The sequence below is a fragment of the Pseudomonas sp. SST3 genome (genome assembly GCF_003325755.1).
Map to the genome: position 1 here is coordinate 41,427 of NZ_QORI02000003.1, position 22,500 is coordinate 63,926.

Genomic DNA, 22,500 nt, shown 5'->3' on the forward strand with positions numbered 1-22,500 from the left:
CCAGGTTTCGTGAACCCGCGTCGCGAACTAGCTCTGCGGGGCGGCTGCTAGAGGCGCCTTGCTCCGATCGGGCTGACGGGAAGCATCGCGCCAAACCTGATAGCGCTGGTCCTGCCAGATCCGATGGTGCAGCCGTGCCATCCCGTCCGGGTCATTGAGCAGACGCCAACGTGCCGCTTCAGCCGCGCCGGTGGGGCCGGCATCGAGGACCTGCTGGATGCGCTGCTCGCGCAGCATTTCAGCACCGGCCACCACCTTGGCATGCCGCGCCCGTGCCATTCCACATACCAGAGCGTTGAAGATCGGGTCCACGGTCGCCGCGATAAAGCCGTCGTGCAGGGCATTGTCCTGATTTTCTCGCGTGTAGCGATCGGTCGAAGCCAGCTCCTGCGGCGGATTGAACTCCTCGGGAATCAGGAACAGCTTGCGGCGAAAGGCCGCGAGGCCAAGACCGGTGCGGCTGGTGATCACCGACACTGGCGCCGACAGGATCAGCGACACCACGATCGGCGCCAGCCACCACAGAAATGCCGGATCGAGCCAGGCCACCAGTGCCGTCCAGAGCACACCCAGCAGCATCTGCGAACCGTGCCGACGTAGGGCTTCGCCCCAGGGTGTGGCGTTATCGGCGCGCTGCGGCGAGTTCCACTGCACCGACCATCCCAGAAACGCAGCGGTGACGAATACCGTGTGAAACAACATGCGCACCGGTGCCGCCAACATCGAGAACAGGGTTTCCAGCAGCATCGACAGCAGCAGGCGGATGCGCCCACCGTACTCGTGCGCGCCCTGAATGCAGATCAACAACACGCTCAGCAGCTTGGGCAGAAACAGCAGCGTCAGCGTCGCGGAAAACAAGGCAATGGCTTCCTCCGGATGCCATTGCGGCCACAACGGATACAACTGATTCGGCTGTAGGAAATACTCAGGCACCATCAGGGTGTGAATCGCCAGCAGCCCGGTCGACAGTGCCAGAAAGACGAACCAGAGCGGGGCCGACAAATAGGACATAACCCCTGTGAGAAACACGAAACGATGCACGGTGTGCATGCCCTTGACCAGGAACAGCCGGAAATTCATCAGGTTGCCATGGCACCAGCGGCGGTCGCGCTTGAGTTCATCGAGCAGATTGGGCGGTAGCTCCTCGTAGCTGCCCGGCAGATCATAGGCAATCCACACGCCCCACCCCGCCCGCCGCATCAGTGCCGCCTCGACGAAGTCGTGGGAAAGGATGTCACCCGCAAATGAGCCTTTTCCTGGCAGCGGCGCCAGGGCGCAGTGCTCGATGAAGGGTTTGACCCGGATGATCGCGTTGTGCCCCCAGTAATGGGATTCCCCCAGCTGCCAGAAATTGAGCCCGGCGGTAAACAGAGGGCCATACACCCGCGTGGCGAACTGCTGCATGCGCGCATACAGCGTGTCCATACCCGACGCCTTGGGGGCGGTCTGGATGATACCGGCGCCAGGGTTGGCTTCCATCAGCCGCACCAGACTGGTCAGACATTCGCCGCTCATCACGCTATCGGCATCGAGCACCACCATGTAGCGATAGCTGCTGCCCCAGCGGCGGCAGAAGTCATCGATGTTGCCGCTCTTGCGCTTCACTCGGCGGCGACGGCGGCGGTAGAAGATATGGGCGAAGCCGTCGACCTCGCGGCACAGCTCCAGCCAGGCCTTCTGCTCGGCGACGCAGGTATCGGGATCGTTACTGTCGCTGAGCACGAAAATATCGAAATGCTCGAGCTGCCCGGTCGCCTTGAGTGACTCGTAAGTCGCGCGCAACCCGGCAAACACCCGCGGCACGTCTTCGTTGGCGATCGGCATCACCAGGGCGGTACGCGCCTCGCGCGGGATCGGTTCGTCACCGAGGGTGCTGGCGGAGATGTTGTAGCGATCACGGCCCTTGAGCAGCTGGAAGAAGCCCATCAGCGCAGTCCAGAAGCCCACCGAGACCCAGCAGAACAGCAACGCGAACAGCAACAGGATGCTGGTCTGCACCACATAGGGAAGGATCTGCCGCGCCGACTCCTGCAGTGGCTGCTGGAACACCTCCTGAAGATCGACCAGCGCCCAGCCCTGGTAAGGCAGCACCGACTTCATATGCCAGGTGGCGATGACCGTCTGCACCAGCATCAAGGCCAGCAGGATTGTTCGGCGCACGGCCGCTACCTTGCGCCAGCCCGAGCGATCGGCGGACTGAGCAGGCGGCAGCTCCCCCGTGCGGTTTTTCTTGCGCAGAAAACGCCACCAACTCAGCCGCAGCACGTTGGTATGCCAAGGCTCAGGAACCATCCGGGTGCGCACGATCGGTGGCGTCGAGCGGATGCAGACGCGCCCCTGGTGATCATGTGTGAGCGCTCTGGCGCGCTCCAGGGTTTCGCCCCAACCGAGCCTCAGCCGTGCGGCGACCGATCCCAGCAGGTCGTTATCGCAAGGCTCAGGGTCGCTGGCAGTCGCCACGGTTCGGGCCAGAGCCCGGTGCACACCGTTCAGCTCGCCACCCTCGTGATCCACCTCGTTAATCAGGGTCTGGCGCCGTTCGGCATCTAGCGGTAGCTGGCCGATATAGCGCCCCGTAATCGAAGGCTCTCCTGGATTATTCATGGATCGGAATTTGGTAGCTCCACGTTTCGGAAAGCGTCTTCTCACCTTCCACCAGGGCCGCCCGCAGCTCCACGGGTTGTTTGGGGTCGCGTACCTTCAACCGCAAGGTCAGGCGCCAGCCCTTGGTCACCGGGTTATGCCGCAGATTGTTCTCCACCAACTCGGCATTGTCACCGATGCTGACCCGCGTGCTTATCGGTGCGTCCGCAGCCCGCTCGGCCAGGTTGGGACCGACGAAGTCGACGATAAGCGCGGTACTGCCGTCGGGTTGGCGAATCAGGTTCGACTGTTTGACGTCGCCGGCAGACAGGCGCGTCTGGTCGACCCAGGCGAGCTCGGGATCATGCAGGGCCGGCTCGTCCATGGTGAAATGCAGGCGATACTCGAAATTCAGCGGCTCGCCGGGCTCCGGCCGCTGCTCGGGTACCCAGAAGGCGACGATGTTGTCGTTGGTTTCATCCGGTGTGGGAATCTCGATCAACTCCACCCGCCCCTTGCCCCAATCACCCCGGGGCTCGACCCAGCCACTTGGGCGCAGATCGTAGCGGTCATCAAGATCCTCGTAACGACCAAATTCCCGGGTGCGTTGAAGCAGTCCGAAACCGCGCGGGTTCTCGACGCTATAGCTGCTGATCGATAGCCGCTTGGGGTTGTTCAATGGCCGCCAGATCCACTCGTCATCGCCGGTATGGATCGCCAGCCCTTCCGAATCATGCAGCTGCGGACGGTAGTTGAGTAGTTCGCTTGGCTGATTGGCCCCGAACAGATACATGCTGGTGAGCGCGGCGATACCGAGCTTTTCCACCGGTTCGCGCAGATAGACGCGCGCCTGCACGTCGACCGTGCTGTCCTTGCCCGGCGTAACGACCATTCGATAGGCACCGGTGGCGCGCGGTGAGTCCAGCAGCGCGTAGATCACCAGGTTGCGGCGATCGGCTTGTGGGCGTTCCACCCAGAACTCGCGAAAGCGCGGAAACTCCTCGCCGCTCGGCAGCGCCGTGTCGATCGCCAGCCCGCGCGCTGAAAGGCCATAGACCTGGTCCTTACCGACCACTCGAAAGTAGCTCGCGCCGAGCAAGGTCATCAGCTCGTCGGCCTTGTCCGCCTTGTTCAGCGGATAGAGCACCTTGAAGCCGGCGAAACCGAGATTTTCCAATGCCGCCGGCTCGATCTCCACCTTGCCGAACTCGAACATTTCCGGCTCGTAGCGGATCTCCTTGACGCCTTTGGCGGTGATCTCGTTGATCTTGACCGGCACGTTGAAATGCATGCCCTGATGGTAGAACTGCAGCTCGAACGGCGTCGGCGCGTCATGCCAGAGCGCCTTTTCGCCGCGAAAACGCAGCTGCTGATAGTCGGCGAATGCCATGTTGCGAAACACCGGCGGTAAATTGCTCTGCGGCGCGGCATAACCCTCCGCCGCCAGTTTTTCCGCCTTTTTCGCTACGTCATCGAGAGTGAATGCCCAGCCATGGCCGGCAAACAGTCCCACACACAGACTCAACGCCATTCCCAGCGCTCGACCTTTGCGAGCGCCTGTTTCGAAATGAAAGGTACGTGACACATCGCCTCCTGAGCTATCACGATTACCGCCGACCGCCTTGCGGCCCGGTTTGCCCTCGTTGGTCTATCGCAGCGGGAAATGATTCCCTGCATAAACAAGCGAAGCGGCGAATCATCCCATGCCGCACAACCGCCGGATAGCTACCCGGAGAGGACTTTTTTCGGGTCGCCGGGCATCGCCGCGTCAAGCCGAACGAGCGGCTTCGCACACCGCCCAACGACCACCGCGACGCATCATTGCAAGGTGAATTGCCCTTGCTTCACGTGTTGCGAATCCAGCCCGATCTGCACTTCGAACTCACCCGGTTCGGCGACACGCTGCAGCTGCGCGTTAACGAATTTGAGATCATCCTCGTCGAGGCTGAAGCGGATCTCGCGCGCCTCGCCCGCTTTGAGGGCAACCTTGCGAAAAGCTCGGAGTTCCTTAACCGGACGGATCACCGAGGCCACCACATCGCGGATGTAAAGCTGCACGACGGTGGCGCCGTCACGCTGACCGGCATTGGTCAGCGTGACGCTTGCCCGCAGCCCGCCCTGACGTGACATCGTCGGGCTCGACAGGCGCACCTCGGACAATTCGAACTGCGTGTAGCTCAGGCCATAGCCAAAGGGATAAAGCGGGCCATTGGGCTCTTCGAAGTACTGCGAGGTGTAGTTGCCCGGTTTGCCCTCGACATACGGCCGGCCGACCCGCAGGTGGTTGTAGTAAGTGGGAATCTGGCCCACCGAGCGCGGAAAGGAAATCGGCAGCTTGCCGGAGGGGTTGTAGGCGCCAAACAGTACATCGGCTATGGCGTGACCGCCTTCGGTGCCGCTGAACCAGGTTTCCAGGACCGCATCGGCATTCGCCTTCGCCCAGTTGAGGTCCAGCGGACGGCCATTCATCAATACCAGCACCAGGGGTTTGCCGGTCTCCTTGAGCGCCTTCAGGAGTGCTTGCTGGCTGGGCGGAATCTGCAGGCTGGTACGGCTCGATGCCTCATGGGACATGCCTCGCGATTCACCCACCGCGGCGACGATCACATCGGCCTGCTCGGCGATAGCCAGCGCTTCGGCAATCATCTCCTCGGGCGAGCGCGGGTCCTGCACAACCTCCGGGTTATCCCAGTTCAAGAAGTTCAGGTACTCGACCATGTGTGGGTCGTCGGTGATGTTGGCGCCACGTGCGTAACGCAGCACCGCGTCGTCGCCCAGCGCATCGAGCATGCCCTGCCGCAGCGTCACCGATTGCTTGGCCACACCCGCCGCGGACCAGCTGCCCATCATATCGACCGGCGAGTCTGCCAACGGACCGACCAATGCAATGGTCCCCCGCTTGCTCAGCGGTAGAGTCAGGTCATGGTTTTCCAGCAGCACAATCGACTGACGCGCGACTGTTCGTGCGGCCTCGCGGTGCAAGCGGCTTTCCGCATTGACGTCTTTCGGGTCATCGTCCGCGGAGCCGATGCGCCGAAACGGATCGTGAAACAGGCCCATGTCGTATTTGGCGCCCAGCACTTCGCGCACAGCCGTATCGATTTCACCAACCTTGACCTCGCCGGACTCCACCAGGCCCGGCAACTCCTGGCGATACAGCGAGTCGGCCATACTCATGTCGATACCGGCCTTGATCGCCAACCGGGCCGCCTCGCGACCGTCGCTCGCAACGCCATGACGCATCAGTTCGCTGATCGCGCCATGGTCACTGAGGGTCACGCCATCAAAGCCCCAGTCCCGTCGCAGAAGGTCCTGCAACAACCAGGTATTGGCGCTGGCAGGCACGCCATTGATGGCATTCAGCGCCACCATCACCCCACCCGCTCCCGCGTCGATCGCCGCACGATAAGGCGGGAGGAAGTCCTGATGCATGCGCATCGGGCTCATATCCACCACGTTGTAGTCGCGCCCGCCCTCGACCGCACCGTAGAGGGCGAAATGCTTGACGCTGGCGGTCACGCTGTCGGGAGCGGCCGGCGACTCGCCCTGATAGGCCCGGACCATGGTGCGAGCGATCTCTGACACCAGGTAGGGATCCTCGCCAAAGCCTTCGGATGTTCGCCCCCAGCGGGGATCGCGGGAAATATCGACCATGGGCGCGAAGGTCATGTCCAGGCCATCAGCGCTGGCCTCGATGGCCGACACGCGCCCGCTGGTGGCGATGGTGTCCATATCCCAGCTCGAAGCCAGCCCCAGCCCGATGGGAAAGATGGTCCGATGGCCGTGTACCACGTCGTAGGCGAAGAAGATCGGTATCTTCATCCGGCTACGCAGCGCGGCTTCTTGCATCGGCCGGTTGTCATGTCGGGTGACCGTGTTGAAGGTACCGCCAATATGCCCTGCCGCCAGTTCTTCGAGAATGCGCGGGCGCGGCATGTCCTCGCCGATGCTGATCAACCGTAGCTGGCCAATTTTCTCTTTCAGGGTCATTCGCTCGATCAGGCTGGCGATAAAGGCCGGCTTGTCATCCAGCAAAGGGGACTGAGGCTCGGCGACGGCCGGCTGCAGCGAAAGACCTGCGATCAGACCGAGCAGATAAAGCCTTTTCATTGTTTGGATATTCCTTGGCATGCGAGGCGCTTGGGGCGATCCACTTGAAGTCCGGCATGGCCGGCTGAACACTTTTGCCGAGTATGGATATTCGGCCGCCTTACAACCAGCCGTATAGAGCTCAGAGCCAGCAGCCCGGACTGCGGAGTCTGCGGCGGGTTGCGGGTTACACCAACCAAGACCAAGCGCATTCCCGACTGCCGGAGGCGCGCCCCCGCGGCAAATGTGCACTCGGGTCGAGCCAACACAGACGCTTCGCCCCAGGGAGGCTTCCTCACAAGTGCGATGGCTAGGGTGCTGACCTGCCCGAAGCGCGCCCTCGCGGCGAACCATGCCAAGAGCCCGCCCGACCATTCGAATGCGCGTGCCGGGACGTCATCGCCTGGTCAGCCCACGGACAGGTTATTTCTTCGCTGCGAAACGTTTCACCGAATCGAGCCAGTTTTCATGCAACTGGTTCTGATCGACATCCATCCCGCGAGTTTCCATAGATTCCCGGTGCCGGTCGATTTCGCCGGTCACCTCACCGAGCGAGGCACTGTTTCCATCGAGCAGATGCATTTGGGTGAGGCCAAGATGGTAGAAGCGCAATAGCTTCATCGCATCGGGATCCCCCGCTGCCACCCCTGCGGTGACGTGGTGCATGACATTGGTGATGCTCATCAGGCTGCGCTTGAGGCGCCATCCATACACCGCACTGGCCATCCAGGATTGCCTCCAGTAAACCAGCCGCACCAGCGCGACTGTCAGCAACAACCCTGCAATGACACCCGCCATATTCAGCCGCAGATTGTCTTCGCCCGTCTCGCCGAATAGTGCCACCGTCAGAGTTGCCAGCCCCATCGCCAGTACCGTGAAGGTCGCCACCACGACGAGGGTGCTACGGCGCGTTTGCTGCCGGTAGGCTTCTGAGCTGAGCGGCTTGATCTCGAATAACACCATGGGCAAGTCCTGATGACTGAATGAGGAGCATCTTTCGCGGCATTATCATCGCATTCTGGCGACGGCGCCCTACGCCGCGCAGCAGACGGTCTTTACCGACAGAACGACACCCAGGAAGGTCACATGCGCCGACTCGCAATTCCAGCCGATCTCGATCGTGTCTTCGACATCCATATGCACGAGGCGGTGATGCCCTTTCTCGGCTTCGACCCAATGCCCCACGAAGCCTTCAGCAGGGTATTCGATCCGCTGTTCGAGAGCGGCTGCTTCTATGTATTCGAAGTAGAAGGTCGCGTTCAGGGCTTCTATCAGGTGCAACGGTATCTCGGTCACGCCGCGCATGTCGCCCATCTGGGGACGCTGGCGGTGGCACCGGAAGCGCACGGCACGGGCGTTGCCGCCGCGATGATGGAAGACGCGCTCAGTCGTTTGCGCAGGGCCGGTGTCACTCGGGTGGAGCTGGCCGTGGCAGCAGACAATCCACGCGCCATCGCTTTCTATGAACGCTTCGGGTTTGCCCACGAGGGAACCCAGCGAGCCGCGTGCAAACGCGCCTTTGACGAAGCCTATGTTGATGCGCGGATGTACGGATTGCTGCTGAGCGAGTAATGAATTGACGCGTCCGGGACTCGGCGGAGCGCCGGACAGCCTGGGCCGCCCGGCTGCGCCTCGTTGGCTCAGCCTTTCAGCTTCACCGTGGTCTGCGCCACCAGCTCACCCTGATAGCGAGCAATAGTCAGTTCCTTGTTGGACGGTTGGCGCGAGCCGTCACCGCCGGCGATGGTCGAGGCACCATAAGGCGTGCCACCGTTGGTTTCGGAGATATCGAAGAATTCGCCGATGCCGTAGCCGGTCGGGACGATGATCATTCCGTGGTGCGCCAGGGTGGTCCAGGTCGACGTAATAGTCATCTCCTGCCCGCCGCCGGTCCCGGTAGACGTGAAGACGCTGGCGACTTTGCCGTGCAGCGCGCCCTTGGCCCAGAGGCCGCCGGTCTGATCGAGGAAGTTGCGCATCTGCCCGGACATGTTGCCGAAACGGGTAGGTGTGCCGAAGATGATCGCATCGTAATCGGGCAGCTCGGCCGGGCTCGCTACCGGCGCAGCCTGATCGACCTTGCCGCCAGCGTTCTTGAACACCTCCTCGGGCATGGTTTCCGGCACACGTTTGACCGTCACCTCCGCGCCATCGACGCGTCGCGCGCCCTCGGCCACCGCGTTGGCCATGGTTTCGATGTGTCCATACATCGAGTGATACAGCACGAGAATCTTCGCCATTTCTGTTTCCTCTTCCTGGGTTTGTGTTCCGGGTTTGCTCAATCGAACCGTGCCGATCAACGAACGTCCACTAGCACGATTTCGCTGTCTTCCAACGCCTTGACCGTCAGCTGCACCTCATCACGCACCGCGACACCGTCACCCGCCACGGCAACCAGACCACCGATTTCGATGCGCCCGGTGGCCGGGACCAGATACAGCTTCCGACCGATGCCGATCCGGTATTGGGCAACTTGCCCGGCAGAAAGTGTCGCGGCGGCCATGCGGGCATCGGCTCGAATCGGCAAGGCGTCCGCGTCGTCAGCCATGCCGCTGGCAAGGGTGACGAAGGCGCCGGCGCGCTCCCCCGTGGGAAACGGTCGAGTGCCCCAGATCGGCGGCAGGCCGGATTGGTCCGGGTAAATCCATATCTGAAATATCTCGGCAGGCTCGTCTTCCTGGTTGTACTCGCTGTGGGCGATGCCCGTGCCAGCGCTCATTACCTGCACGTCACCGGCTAGCGTGCGGCCGCGATTACCCAGACTGTCCTCATGACTGATCGCACCCTTGCGCACGTAGGTGATGATTTCCATGTCTCGGTGAGCGTGCATGGGGAAACCGGACTGAGGGGCAATGACGTCGTCGTTCCAGACCCGCAGCCTGCCCCAATGCATGCGCAACGGATCACGATAGTCAGCAAAGGAAAAATGGTGGCGAGCATCCAGCCAGCCATGTTTGGCGCCGCCGAGCTCAGCATGGGGGCGTAATTCGATCATCGATAGCAGCCTCTCTAGGATGTGAGCCCGGCGCATATAACCCGTCGGGCGATGAATTACAGCCATATTCCATTGGATGGATGGATCAATGGGTAGATTTTCTCGCAAATACCCATCTATTAATTCGATGCTTTAGTTGCTGTCAGTTTTTATCAACCCAGAAACGTCATGACCTCCTCCAGTACCTGTTCGGGTACTTCTTCCGGCAGGTAATGGCCGGCCGGTAGCGCCTTGCCTTGGACGTTCGCGGTCACCTCGCGCCATTCCTTCAACGGATCGCAGCAACGCTCGACAATACCTTTCGCCCCCCAGAGCACCAGCAAGGGCGCTTCAATATATTTATCGGCGGCGCGGTCCTTGCGGTCGTGTTCGAGGTCGATGCCAGCACTGGCCCGATAGTCCTCACAGAACGCATGAATGGTGCCGGGCAGCTTCATGCAGCGCAGGTATTCGGCGTAGGCAGCATCAGCGAAGGGACGCACGTGGTCAGCGCTGGTCGCTACCGCACTGCGCAGCACCAATTCAGGAGCTGCTTCGAGCAGGGTTTCCGGCAGCGGCGCTGGGCGAATCAGAAAGAACCAGTGCCAGTAAGCCCGGGCGAACGTCTCGTCGGTCTGGCGATACATGGCGAGCGTTGGTGCGATGTCGAGCAGGATCAGCCGGCGCACCGCGTGTGGACGATCCATTGCCAGGCGATGACTGACCCGCGCACCGCGGTCATGGGCAAGGATATCGAAGCGTTCGAAGCCCAGTGTTCGCATCAGCTCGACCTGATCGCGCGCCATCTCGCGTTTGCTGTAGCCACTGTGATCTGGCCCACCGGCCGGCTTGCTGCTGTCGCCGTAACCGCGTAGATCGGCAGCGACCACGGTGAATCGTTCGGCCAGCTGATCGGCAATCTCGTGCCAGATCACATGAGTCTGCGGATAACCGTGAAGCAGCAGCAAGGGCGGCCCGGACCCGCCTTTGCGATAGTTGATCGTCACATCATTGACGTTGCATTTGCCACGCTGGAACTGCTCGAACATAGGACCGCTCCTGAAGGAATCGCAGTGATTCTAGTTGGCTGTGCGGCTGGGGGATCCGGGCGGGCTCGCGGCGGCGCAACCGGGTCGCCTCGCACCGTCAGGTCGTGGCAACACCCACTCGGCACAGGCGGGCTAGCCATCTGGGTGCTGTGGATGCGCAACTCTTTGCGCAGCCGGGCCTATTGCTGCGAATCAGGCCATAAAACCGCGCTCTTAAATTGCACCGGCAGATGCTTTATCGCTAGGTTTGCGCAGCCCAATGAATGTTCAGCTTCGCCAGCAGGCGAATCAGGCGCGGACAATGATGTCCAGGCCACCAGTACAAGGATAGTTACGATGACCGACAGCATTAACGACTGGAGCTACCCCTTTGCCGGCGGAGCCGACAGTCCTCTCGCCAACCTGACGAACCTGGCCAGAGCCGAGGGCGGCTATTACCCGATGGGTGAGAATGGTCTGTGGCATGGCGGTGTGCATTTTGACCAAGGCACCGGCGCTGCCTTCGATCAGTCCAGCGTGCGCTGCATCGCTGATGGCGAGGTCATCGCTTATCGTATCGACTCGCAATACCCGGCCAGCGAATACATAGGCGATATCCCGCGAATCAAGCGCGCGCCTTTTTCCACCGGGTTCGTCCTGGTCAGGCACCGATTGGCATTACCTCCGCTAGACACGTCGCCCGGCCCAACGCTGTCGTTCTACAGTCTGTACATGCACTTGCAGGACTGGGCCGGTTACAAAGCCCAGGCATCCCTGCTACGCCCAGCCTTCTGGGGTGACGGAACGTACCGGGTCGAAACCCAGGGATCGGACCTTAATGTGCGCGCCGAGGCCCACCCACGATCAACCATCCTGGCCGCGCTACCTAACGGGACAGAGATAAGAATCGATGCAGGCGATGGCGAATTTCGCAAGCTGCTAAGCATCGTGAACGGCTCAGCGACGCTGCAGCTGGCGCCTGTCGAGGGCGCAAAAGCCCTGCCCGGCTACCTCGCCATCAGATATCTCAAGGCACAACACGAACCCCGAGCCAAAGATGAAGTAGTGGTGCTGGACACACCGATACGGATCAAGGCCGGCGAGCTCATCGGCCACCTCGGCCAGTACCAGAATCACAGCGACAACGCACCCCAGCCGCTGCTGCATCTGGAAGTATTCAGCTGTGAGGACGTACCGGCGTTCATCGCTTCGAGCCGAGCTCATGCAGCTCGTCTGCCGGACGAACACAAGACGCTGCTAAAAATCCACAAGGGTGCCAGCAAACTTGTCCCGCATCGACCAAGCATTGATTCGAACAATCCACCCAGCATTAACGACGAAGGCATGGTCATCGGAGTCGACCTGATCGTCCCCCAGAGCTTGCTCGACGGCCTGCCTGCGGACGCCAAGCTCATAGCGCCAGCTCGCACAGGTGATAGATCATGCAGCCCAGAGGTCCGCTGGTGGCGTCTCGATGACCTGCTGCCGGACCAGGACGGCAACCCAATCAGCGGCTGGTTGGCCGAACAAGAAATGATCACTACCCGCCACAGCCCGTGGGAATGGGAAGGCTACACCTGCATCGAGGACGGTGAGCCCTCCGCCGGCACCCTGGCTTATCACCTCGAAGCCCTTCGACGCTTGAATGACGATGAGCGCGCGAGCTACCAAGGCGTGATCGACCTGTCCGACAAAGGCCCGATCAAGCAACGCCTGCATGCCGTCCTCGACGGCAACGGCGACAAGAAAATCACCTCAGAGGAAATCCGCGCAGCCATGGCCAAACCTTGGCAGGCCCAGTCCATCGCCCAACTGATTACCCGCCACGAAAGCGAATGGCTGTGGAACCCGAACAAGTGGGACGAACTCGACGAGCTGATGGACCACAGCCCCGCCAGCCCGAATCCAAACTGGCTTGAAGAGAAGAAGCGGATCGAGAAGTTGTCGTGGTGGAAGGAGTTGGGGGGGAAATGTGGAATAACGGCGGATGCGATTGTGTGGCATTTTCAGCCTATAAATTTAATAAGCAGACTATCGGACAACAGACATCACCCCACCATATTTATCGATAACATAAAATTTGAATTGCGTTTCTTGAATTTCGCCGACGGCGCGATAATTGATGACAAAGACTACTTGCTCGCTGCCAACGAATTAGGTTGCGAAGTCGCAGCGATAAAGGCGGTAGCAGTTACCGAAACCGGGAACATTGGAAGTTATTTTACTAACGAAGGTGATGATATCGTTCCATCAATACTTTTCGAAAGACATTATTTCCATGCACTTACCGGCGGGGTGCATGACACAGCTCATCCCGACGTATCAAATTCAAGCAGAGGTGGCTACGGGCGCTTCAGCGAGCAGTACAAGAAGCTCGTCAAAGCATATGAACTCAACTCTAGCGCTGCGCTAAAATCCGCATCATGGGGGAAATTTCAAATAATGGGAAGATACTATCAAAATGCTGGATACACATCCGTCGAGGAATTTGTCCGCGAACTGAGTACATCCGAGAAAAATCATCTAAAAGCATTTGTGAGCTTTATAAAAGCTGACAACAGGCTTGCAAAAGCAATCGTAGAAAAAGATTGGCTTTCATTTGCCAAAGCCTACAATGGGCCAGCTCAGCAGGGGTACGACAAAAAAATGGAGGCCCATTACAATGCGTTTAAGAGCAATTGAAAACCTTTTTATTGTTTTGACAATATTGACCCTTAATAGCTGTATAACTTTAAGTTTTGCCGATGAGCATATAGGTCATTGCCTTGCGAATGAAGAAATATATTTTTCCTGCCTTATGAAAAATGGAAAAACACTTTCTCTATGCGGCTCAGCAAACGAACTATCTTATAGGTATGGCAAACCAGGTCAACTTGAATTGGTTTTTCCTAGCAACACCGAACACAGCATGGATCATTTTAGTTACAACAATTTCTCTCGATATGGCGTCGACTACTTTCGCGTCAGCTTCACAAATGAGCCCTATCAGTACACAATTTACCGCGACATTGACAATGAATTAAATCCCAAATCGCAAGCAGGAATTATCATTGAAAACAAATCACCCACCGACGAGAAAGAATACAAACTATCTTGCTCATTTAATGCTAGCGATAACTTAAACAAACTTCCACCTCTTTTAAAGTGCGACAAAGAAAATGCGCTCGGCTGTGCTAATTGAATCTTAACTTCAGTTTTTATAAAGCGATTCATCTAAAAAACAACCAGCGTCTGCAGTTGCCGCAAGCAGCGATCGGCGAAAGTCACTGAATGCACAAACGCAGAATCAACCGAAACTTAGCGGTAGAAACAAAGCAATAAGAATCCCCAGCAGGCTCATACCCAACGCCGCGAAGGCACCGCACTCGTCGCCCTCCTCCAGTGCTCGCGCCGTGCCAATGGCGTGGGCATTGATGCCGTAACTCAGCCCGCGTGCGGCAGGGTGATCGACCCCGGCCCAGCCCAGCAACAGCGGCCCTAGCGCCGTCCCGATCACCCCGGTAAGCATCACGAAAACCGCCGCCAACGATGCGAGGCCCCCAAGCTGCTCGGCCACCAGCATGGCAATAGGCATGGTGGCCGCTTTGGGTGAAAGGCTCATCAGCACCGGCAGGTCCGCCCCCAACACGCGGGCAATCGCGAGCGTCAGCACGACGCCCAGCACACCACCGCTAACCAAGGTGATGAGGATCGGCCAGAACAGTTGCTGGATACGTCGGATATGGCGATACAGCGGGACCGCTAGCGCCACAGTTGCGGGGCCGACCAGTACCGCGATCATCGAGGCATCGGCCTGGTAGCTCGGATAATCGATACCACACAGGTAAAGCGTGCCGACGACCAACAGCATGCCCACCATCACGGGTTGCAGCACCAGCCAGCCGCTACGCCGGTAGAGCGCAAGGGCCAGCTGGAAGGCGATCAGCGTCAGTGCAACGGAAAAGAGCGGGTGATCCAGCGTCATGGACCACACGCTGTGCCAGTCGTGTCCACTCATGCCTGATCGTCCTGTCGCCGGTCCATGCGTCGGATGAGCCGCTGCATCAGCCACCCGCAAAAGGGCACGGTTACCATCAGCGACAGGACCAGCCCGGCCGCAATGGCCGGCAGGTCTGCCAGCAGGGCATCGCTGCTGGTCATGATCCCGGCAGCCGGCACGATCAGCAGCAGCGGCAAATACTGCAGCAGCAGCGCCGCGGTCTTTTCCAGGGGTTCAGGGATGCCTCGACGTAGCAGCAGCACGCCGAAAAGCAACACCATGCCGATGATCGGCCCCGGCAAAGCGGGCAACAGCGAAAGATGGATGACGCTGCCAAGCAACTGCAGCACGACCAGCCAGGTCAGGCCTTTGAGAATCATCGGGTTTCCTTTTTCGACGGGCGGAACGGATGGGGCCGCGCACTGGCCATGCCTGCCTCGACGGCATCGGTCCCATGGCCGCGCGGGGCCGCACAGTAAAAGCCAGGACTATGGCGTGGCGCAACGGCAAGACAACAGGTGCAGATGCGCTTGAAAAAAGCGCATCAGGGATCTAACCGGCTGTGACCCGACGTCGCAGGCCTGGAGCACGCCGAAGCGATGCACCGCAGCGAGGTTACGCCAAGTCCCCGCGTAGCACGGCACAACGCACGGCTTCCCACCAATCGGGCCCCGGAAACGCGCCGACGATAGATCTGATCCGTTTTTTTACGCCCTACCTGGGTCTGTTACGCATAGGACACCGATCCGATGATCTGCCCCGCCTGATAAGCCTGATGGGGCGTGAAATGACCGAGCGAATTCCTGCAACGATCCTCCAGACCGTTGATTCAAGCAAACCAATACGCCTGACACCTGCACAGGCCGGAGGCCCAATCCACACCCGCAGTTTCGCCGGGCTGTTCCGCAATCTGCGACTGATCGGTGCCGGGCTACTGCTCCTGCTCTACTTCGGCACCCAGTGGTTGAATTGGGAGGGTCGCCAGGCTGTGCTCTGGGACCTGGGCAAACAGCAGTTTCATATCTTCGGCAGCACTTTCTGGCCGCAGGACTTCATCCTGCTGTCAGCGCTGCTGATCATCGCCGCCTTCGGCCTGTTCTTCATCACCGTCCTGGCCGGTCGCGTCTGGTGCGGCTACGCCTGCCCGCAGAGCATCTGGACCTGGCTCTTCATGTGGGCGGAAAAAACCACTGAAGGCGATCGCGGTCAGCGTATCAAGCTGGACGCCGCGCCCTGGTCATTGAGCAAACTGCTGCGTCGCAGCGCCAAACATACGTTGTGGCTGCTGGTGAGCCTCGCAACGGCGATCGCCTTCGTCGGCTACTTCACCCCGGTAAGGGAACTGATAGGCGACCTGCTCACGCTGAAACTGGGCTCGACCACCGGCTTCTGGTTGTTCTTTTTCACTGCCGCCACCTATATCAACGCCGGCTGGTTGCGCGAGCAGGTGTGCCTGCACATGTGCCCATACTCGCGCTTTCAGAGCGTGATGTTCGACGCCGACACCCTGGTCGTCTCCTACGATGCCACCCGTGGCGAAAGCCGTGGTGCGCGTCGCAAGGACAACGATCCGCGGTCGCAAGGCCTCGGCGATTGCATCGACTGCACACTATGTGTGCAGGTCTGCCCCACCGGCATCGACATCCGCGACGGCCTGCAGCTCGATTGCATCAGCTGTGGTGCCTGCATCGACATCTGCAACAGCGTGATGGACAAGATGGGCTACGCCCGCGGATTGGTGCGCTATACCTCCGAGCGCGCCCTGGAAGGGGGCAAGACCCGGCTGCTGCGTCCGCGCCTGATCGGCTACGCCGCGGCGCTGCTGATGATGGTGGGCGCCTTCGCCTGGGCGCTGGACGCCCGGCCGATGCTGTCGCTGGACGTGACCAGAGACCGCACGCTGTACCGCGAAAACATGCAGGGCCAGATCGAAAACATGTACAGCCTCAAGATCATCAACAAGACTCAGCAGCGCCGCGACTACATGATTACCCTTGGCGAGGGGCCGTTCGAACTGCATGGTCCGGGTGAGATCAGCCTGGCACCCGGCGAGATCGTCGACCTGCCGGTCAGCGTAGCGCTGGTCGAAAACAATGGCGCCTCCACCCGCGAGCTGCGCTTCGCGGTCAGCGACTCGAGCGACCCGGTAAGGCACGTGAGCGCGCCGAGCACCTTCATCTCCCCCAGGGTTCGGTAGGATGGGCGGCGAGCCGTCTTTGGTGGAACGCGAATGAGCCTGGACAAAATGAAGCGTTACGAGAAATTCGCTGAAGAAATCGCCGAGCTGATTCGCACCGGAGTCCTCGCACCGGGCGAAAAGATCCCTTCGGTGCGGCATGCCAGCCGCACCTATGGTGTCAGCCCGTCCACGGTCTTCCAGGCTTACTATCTGCTCGAAGACCATGGCCTGATTCAGGCCCGACCTCGTTCGGGCTATTTCGTCCGCAAACACGCCCAACGCCTACTTCCAGAGCCCGAGATCGCTCGGCGCAGCGCTGAAACCACCGAGGTCGGCGTCAGCGAGCTGGTGTTCTCGGTGCTCGCCTCACTACGCGATCCGGACACCGTGCCCTTCGGCTCGGCCTTTCCCAGTCCGGAGCTGTTCCCGCTTCAGCGCCTCGCGCGCTCCATGGCGCAGAGCGTGCGCGACATGCCGGCTCGTCAAGTGATCGCCGAGATGACCGCCGGCAATCCAGACCTGCGCCGTCAGCTCGCATTGCGCTATATGGTCAGCGGCGTGATGCTGCCGATGGAAGAATTAGTGATCACAACCGGGGCCATGGAGGCGCTTAATCTCTGTCTGCAGGTGGTGACCGAGCCAGGTGATCTGGTCGCCATCGAGGCGCCAGCCTTCTATGCCACGCTACAGGTACTGGAACGCCTGAAGCTCAAGGCGGTGGAAATCCCGGTACACCCGCGCGACGGCATCGATCTGGAAACACTCGCAGAGAGCCTCGCCAGTCTGCCGATCAAAGCCTGCTGGTTCATGAGCAGCCTGCAGAATCCACTCGGTGCAAGCATGGGCGAGGTGAAGAAGCAGCAGCTCTACGATCTGCTGCGACAGCACCAGATACCGTTGATCGAGGATGACGTCTACGCCGAGCTCTACTTCACGCGAGAACCACCCAAGCCGGTCAAAAGCCATGACCGCGACGGCCTGGTGATGCATTGCGGGTCATTCTCGAAAAGCCTCGCCCCAGGCTACCGGGTCGGCTGGGTCGCGGGCGGGCGCTACGCCGAGAAGATCAGCCGACTCAAGCTGATGACCACGATTTCACCTTCAGTGCCGGCCCAGGCGGCCATCGCCGATTACCTGCAGCATGGTGGCTACGATCGTCACCTGCGCAAGCTGCGTCACGCGCTGGAAATGCAGCAAAGCGCGATGCTCTCGTCCGCCGCGCGTCATTTCCCCGCCAGCACGCGCGTGACACGCCCCAGCGGTGGCTATTTCCTCTGGTTCGAGTTCCCCGAGCAGGTGGACTCGCTACAACTGCTCCAGCTCGCCCTTGCCCAAGGGATCAGCCTCGCACCCGGCCCGATCTTCTCGGCAACCCAGCGCTTCCGAAACTGTGCGCGGCTGAACCACGGCCATCCCTGGGATGAGCGCAGCGAGAAGGCCATGGAATTGCTTGGATGGATGATCAAATCGTACTGAAACGACCGCAACACTTAGCACCGGAGCGGCGCTAGATTTCGATCGTGCCTTGCAGGTACCGCACCGCATGCCCCGCAACGAAGATCCGCTCGCCTTCCACCCGGCAGTACAGCAGGCCGCTGCGACGCGAGGCCTGCAACGCGACCAGCGACGACTTGCCCAGGCGTTTGGCCCAGTAAGGCGCGAGGCCGGCATGGATCGATCCGGTGACAGGGTCCTCATCGCCGCCGTTGGCCGGCCAGAAGTACCGCGAGACGAAGTCCTGCTCGCGGCCCGGCGCGGTGATGACGACATCTAGAGGCGCCAGCGACTTGAGGGCCGCGAGGTCGGGCATCGATCGACGTACTTGATCCTCATCTTCGTACACAGCGAACCAAGCCTGGCCGTTTCTCAAGACCGCCCGAGGCACAACGCTCAACCCTTCGAGCAACGCCGCTGGTGGGTTCTCTACGCGTTCGGGTTCACGATTGGGGAAGTTCATCTCCAGCCGACCATCGTCCAGCTGCGCGACGCTGATATCGCCCACCGCCGCAGCCCGGAAGGTCAGCGGCGAGCTCGCCATTCCCTGATCGAGCAGAACGAAGGCACTGGCAAGCGTAGCGTGGCCACAAAAATCGATCTCCGTCAGTGGCGAAAACCAGCGGACATGAAAGGCTCCGTCCGGCTCACGGAGGAGGAAGGCGGTCTCCGACAGGTTGTTCTCCATGGCGATCGCCTGCATCTGCGCGTCGCTCAGCCAACGCTCCAGCGGCACCACAGCGGCGGAGTTACCCTTGAATCGCTCGTGAGTGAACGCGTCGATCTGGTGGATCGGTAATTTCATGCTCGCCATTCCTTCGCACGGCGCCCGCCACAGGCGCTCTGAACGAGCAGTCTCGCTGAGCAACTGGCGCCCGGCAATGTCTGGAATGAGATAACCGCCAGCGACGTACACGCCGCTGACGGATTCAGGACCTCGAAGCCGTGCCGGCGGTGAGCGTGGGCTGAATCGGCCCCGCCAGCGGCTGGCACTGCGTCTGCGCGCCGACCTGCAAATAGTTCTGAAGGATGGGCGCCATGCCCTTGAGGACCTGCACCGGCAGCGCTGAAGTGAAGCGGAAGCTATCTGCGCCGCGCCCCGGAACATAGGCGGTCAGCGTGCCGAAGTGGTTCGGGCCAAGGTAGAAGACGAAGGTGGCGGTGCGGTTGAGCGCCAGCGAACTGATCAGCCGCCCACCAGCACCTATGGTCTGAATGCGGTTATCGCCGGTTCCGGTCTTGCCGCCAACCTGTAGCGGCTCACCGTCAGCCTGCAGGAAACTCCCGCGCAGACGCCGCGCCGTGCCGTCTTCAACCACCTTGGCCAGCGCTTGGCGCAGGGTCGCAGCCACTTCGCTGTGCAGCACTCGGACGCCCGCGTCCGGCCTAATGCCCAATCGGGTTTCGTAAGGTGTTTCGCTGGCGAAATGCAGGCTATCAATGCGTACGCTGGGTAATCGAATGCCGTCGTTGACGATGATGCCCATCAACTCAGCCAGCGCAGCCGGACGGTCACCTGAGCTGCCGAGTGCGGTCGCCAGCGACGGCACCAGATGATCGAAGGGATAACCCAGGCGTTGCCAGCGACGATGGATGTCGGTGAACGCTTCCACCTCCAACATAATGCGGATACGGCTGTCGCGAGCGCTCTTGTGCCGGCTGCGGAACAGCCAGCCATAGACTTCCTGACGCTCGGCGGTGCTGGCGGCGATCACCTCGGAGATACCAGCCTCGGGATGCTTGGTCAGGTAACCCAGTAGCCAGAGGTCGAGCGGATGAACGCGGGCGATATAGCCCTGGTCCGGCAGGCTGTAGGAACCCGGCGCGTAGCGGCTGTACAGCGAATCAAGCGCCTTGTCGCTGAGCTGGATCTCGGGCAGGTTCACCTTGAGAAAACGATCAAAGGTCGCCCGATCGGCGTCCGGCATCAGATAACGATGCACGGCGGCCAGCCGTGGCGGCGTCGGCCGCATACCATCCAGCAGCACTTCGATGCGTTGTTCGGCGGTCTTGCCACGGTACTTTTTCCAGAATCGCTGGATGAAAACGGAGCCTTCTCGGTCGGCGAAACGCCTCAGGTACTCACGCCGCTCCGGATTGTCGTCACTCTTCAACAACTCGGCACCGTTGGATGTCTGGTAGGTGCTGTAACTCACCAGATCGCGCATCAGCCGCACGAAAGGCAGATTGATCGACTCCTGCAAGGCTTCGCGCATGGTCGGCAGCCGGCCGTCGTCCTCACGGCTGAAGTTACCGAAACGATGCATACCGGCACCGGTAAAGAAACGCTCGTTCGGGCTGGCCGAGTAGCGCCGCTCCAGCGCCGCATCGAGCATTGCCGGTAGGTTGCGGTCCTCGTTCTGGATCAGATAACCCAATGCCCAGCGCGTCAGGGGATCGACTGCCTCAGCCTTGCGCAATTCACTGACGTCGCGCTGTGCATAACGGTCATGTAGCTCGGCGATAACTTCGAGATAGGTGGTCAACACACGCAGCTTGGCCGTGGAGCCCAGCTCCAGCTTACTGCCTTCATTAATGTCGAACGGCTGATTGGTATTGTCCGTCTGCACGCGCACGCGGAATCCCTGCTCGCCACGCTCGAACAACGTGAAGCTGTAACGGACGTCCGCGGTGCGCTCCGGAGACAGCATGCGCTCGCCGAACAAGCCGACTTCACCGGCAAACTCAGGATTCGCCAGGCGATGCAGGTACTCACTGACCTGCGTCTGCAATTCACCGTGTAACGGCGTCGTCGCGGCCAGATCGAGGCGATCCAGCTGGTACAGCGACACGCCAAGCAGGCTGCTCAGGCGCATGCGAGCGGCTGTGATGCCTTTGCTCGACGGTACTTCGCGAACGCCCGATTCGACACGCAGGTCGCGGAACACGACTTTCTGTTGCAGCGCAGCATTGCGCAACCGGGTGCCAATCACGCCCCCATTGGCCAGTAGGCGGATATGGCTGTCGGTCAGTTGCGCCATATCCTCGCGCCCCGCTCCCAGGTAATAGGACGGTCGACGTTGGGCAATCAGCAGCGAAAGCACCTGACGCAGCGCCAGACCTTGCGCTTCAAAGCTGGTGCCGGCGTTCCGACGTGAATCGAGCAGGCGGTTGACCTCAGCGAAGTCGGCGCCGAACCAGAGACGCAGTCCATCGGCGATGCCATGCACCTCGCCATGACCATAAGCGGCCGAGAGCGGCACGCTGTTGAGATAGTCGCGGACGATGCGTTTGCGCGTGGACAATGTCTGCTGACCTTCGCGGTAGGTACGCACGCTCGCGGAAATCATCTGCCGAATCTTTTCTTCTGCGCTTCCGGTTCGTCCTTCAGGCGAATGGCGATACTTCTCCACCTGGGTGGCGAGCGTGCTGCCGCCGGCGGCCTGGACCGGCAGGCCCAGCTTCTTTTCCACCTGACTCACCGCTGCCATGGTGAAACGAGGCCAATCCACGGCCGGGTTGGCGCGGGGGCGCTCCGTGTTTAGCAGACCGCGGTCCTCGATGAACAACAGGCTCATCGCAATGACGGGCGGCACATCGTCGAAGGTTTCGTAGTATTGGTGCGGGTAGCTGTTGGCGTACAGGGGCTCACCGCGACAATCATCGATGGTCAGCCCGGCCTGGGATTTCTCCGGATAAGGTACGAAAAAGCCATGGCTGACGTACCGCTGCAGGGCCGGCGAAAAGCGCACCTGCTGCTGAATATCGAACCCACGCTCGGTCAGCCGCTCGAGAAATGTCGGCAGGGCCGCGTAGCCAAGGCGCCGGTCAAAGGGCCCGGCCTCGGGAAACTTAATACTGTTACTGGCACCTGATTCGATCTGATAGTCGAGATCCTGCGCGTAGCGGCTCAGCCAAAGGGCCTGCAGCTTCGAAGTGTGCATCTCATGCCAGGCGGCATAGCCTCCGCCGGCCAGCAATGAGACGCCCAGCAACACACTCATGCGGCGCGCCAGACGGCTGCCGTGCGAGGGTGTCCTACCCGGCTTGCTGGTGGACGGCATGCGCTTGCTGCCACCCGCCCGGGATGTATCGGTCCGCCATACTGCGCCCATCTTTTCCGGCCTGGCTTTGTAAGAAAATCACAGGCTTAAGCTTAGCTGGAGGCGCTTCGTTCAGCGTGGGCAAGCAGACGAACGGAAGCGCTCAAACTGGCGGGTTGGAAGCGAAACGA

The 22,500-nt window shown here is 60.6% G+C and carries 16 protein-coding genes; 5 read left to right on the top strand and 11 right to left on the bottom strand.

Annotation, left to right across the window (positions count from 1 at the left end; genetic code table 11):
• Nucleotides 1–27: 27 nt before the first annotated feature.
• The 4 genes from mdoH to DQ405_RS03830 all read right to left on the bottom strand — a co-directional run bounded on the left by mdoH (nucleotide 28) and on the right by DQ405_RS03830 (nucleotide 7,635).
• On the bottom strand, nucleotides 28–2,604 hold the full coding sequence (gene mdoH, locus DQ405_RS03815; protein WP_168423019.1) for a glucans biosynthesis glucosyltransferase MdoH: 2,577 nt from the start codon (nucleotides 2,602–2,604) through the stop codon (nucleotides 28–30).
• A complete protein-coding gene (locus DQ405_RS03820; RefSeq protein ID WP_168423197.1) occupies nucleotides 2,597–4,114 on the bottom strand; it encodes a glucan biosynthesis protein G in 1,518 nt (505 codons plus the stop codon). The genes mdoH and DQ405_RS03820 overlap by 8 nt, the downstream gene beginning before the upstream one ends.
• A gap of 287 nt (nucleotides 4,115–4,401) precedes the next feature.
• Entirely contained in the window at nucleotides 4,402–6,693 is a 2,292-nt protein-coding gene (gene bglX / locus DQ405_RS03825) for a beta-glucosidase BglX (RefSeq protein WP_168423020.1), read from the bottom strand.
• A gap of 402 nt (nucleotides 6,694–7,095) precedes the next feature.
• Nucleotides 7,096–7,635 (bottom strand): DUF3087 domain-containing protein, encoded by a 540-nt coding sequence (locus DQ405_RS03830; protein ID WP_168423021.1) that lies wholly within the window; start codon nucleotides 7,633–7,635, stop codon nucleotides 7,096–7,098.
• Between the two features lie 123 nt (nucleotides 7,636–7,758).
• Here DQ405_RS03830 and DQ405_RS03835 point away from each other — a divergent pair, with 123 nt between their 5' ends.
• Complete coding sequence (locus tag DQ405_RS03835) at nucleotides 7,759–8,244, top strand: GNAT family N-acetyltransferase (protein ID WP_168423022.1); 486 nt, start codon at nucleotides 7,759–7,761, stop codon at nucleotides 8,242–8,244.
• Nucleotides 8,245–8,312: 68 nt separating this feature from the next.
• Here the strand turns inward: DQ405_RS03835 and wrbA are convergent, their stop codons facing one another.
• The 3 genes from wrbA to DQ405_RS03850 form a co-directional block, all read right to left on the bottom strand.
• Nucleotides 8,313–8,912 (bottom strand): NAD(P)H:quinone oxidoreductase, encoded by a 600-nt coding sequence (wrbA, locus tag DQ405_RS03840; protein WP_168423023.1) that lies wholly within the window; start codon nucleotides 8,910–8,912, stop codon nucleotides 8,313–8,315.
• A gap of 56 nt (nucleotides 8,913–8,968) precedes the next feature.
• The gene (locus DQ405_RS03845) at nucleotides 8,969–9,667 is read right to left on the bottom strand and encodes a pirin family protein (RefSeq protein WP_168423024.1); all 699 of its coding nucleotides are present in this window, start codon (nucleotides 9,665–9,667) and stop codon (nucleotides 8,969–8,971) included.
• A gap of 152 nt (nucleotides 9,668–9,819) precedes the next feature.
• Nucleotides 9,820–10,695, bottom strand: coding sequence for an alpha/beta fold hydrolase (locus DQ405_RS03850; protein ID WP_168423025.1), 876 nt, complete (start codon nucleotides 10,693–10,695; stop codon nucleotides 9,820–9,822).
• Nucleotides 10,696–11,031: 336 nt separating this feature from the next.
• On the opposite strand from DQ405_RS03850, the gene DQ405_RS03855 reads away from it, so the two are divergent.
• Together DQ405_RS03855 and DQ405_RS03860 are read left to right on the top strand one after the other, a co-directional pair.
• Nucleotides 11,032–13,356 carry an N-acetylmuramidase family protein gene (locus DQ405_RS03855; RefSeq protein ID WP_206678896.1) on the top strand — a complete coding sequence of 775 codons (2,325 nt, stop codon included), beginning with the start codon at nucleotides 11,032–11,034 and terminating at the stop codon, nucleotides 13,354–13,356.
• Nucleotides 13,337–13,855: a hypothetical protein gene (locus DQ405_RS03860; RefSeq protein ID WP_168423026.1), complete on the top strand. Its 519-nt coding sequence runs from the start codon at nucleotides 13,337–13,339 to the stop codon at nucleotides 13,853–13,855. Before DQ405_RS03855 ends, DQ405_RS03860 begins: the two co-directional genes overlap by 20 nt.
• Nucleotides 13,856–13,960: 105 nt before the next feature.
• On the opposite strand, the gene DQ405_RS03865 is transcribed toward DQ405_RS03860, so the two are convergent.
• Both DQ405_RS03865 and DQ405_RS03870 read right to left on the bottom strand, forming a co-directional pair.
• Complete coding sequence (locus tag DQ405_RS03865; protein ID WP_168423027.1) at nucleotides 13,961–14,671, bottom strand: LrgB family protein; 711 nt, start codon at nucleotides 14,669–14,671, stop codon at nucleotides 13,961–13,963.
• On the bottom strand, nucleotides 14,668–15,033 hold the full coding sequence (locus tag DQ405_RS03870; protein WP_168423028.1) for a CidA/LrgA family protein: 366 nt from the start codon (nucleotides 15,031–15,033) through the stop codon (nucleotides 14,668–14,670). The genes DQ405_RS03865 and DQ405_RS03870 overlap by 4 nt, the downstream gene beginning before the upstream one ends.
• A 407-nt stretch (nucleotides 15,034–15,440) precedes the next feature.
• On the opposite strand from DQ405_RS03870, the gene ccoG reads away from it, so the two are divergent.
• Both ccoG and mapR read left to right on the top strand, forming a co-directional pair.
• Complete coding sequence (gene ccoG / locus DQ405_RS03875) at nucleotides 15,441–16,850, top strand: cytochrome c oxidase accessory protein CcoG (protein ID WP_168423029.1); 1,410 nt, start codon at nucleotides 15,441–15,443, stop codon at nucleotides 16,848–16,850.
• Between the two features lie 48 nt (nucleotides 16,851–16,898).
• Complete coding sequence (gene mapR / locus DQ405_RS03880) at nucleotides 16,899–18,308, top strand: GntR family transcriptional regulator MpaR (RefSeq protein WP_168423199.1); 1,410 nt, start codon at nucleotides 16,899–16,901, stop codon at nucleotides 18,306–18,308.
• A gap of 31 nt (nucleotides 18,309–18,339) precedes the next feature.
• Here mapR and DQ405_RS03885 read toward each other — a convergent pair whose 3' ends face one another.
• Both DQ405_RS03885 and DQ405_RS03890 read right to left on the bottom strand, forming a co-directional pair.
• A complete protein-coding gene (locus tag DQ405_RS03885; RefSeq protein WP_342030396.1) occupies nucleotides 18,340–19,119 on the bottom strand; it encodes a PhzF family phenazine biosynthesis protein in 780 nt (259 codons plus the stop codon).
• Between the two features lie 136 nt (nucleotides 19,120–19,255).
• The gene (locus tag DQ405_RS03890) at nucleotides 19,256–22,381 is read right to left on the bottom strand and encodes a transglycosylase domain-containing protein (protein WP_168423031.1); all 3,126 of its coding nucleotides are present in this window, start codon (nucleotides 22,379–22,381) and stop codon (nucleotides 19,256–19,258) included.
• Between the last annotated feature and the right edge of the window lie 119 nt (nucleotides 22,382–22,500).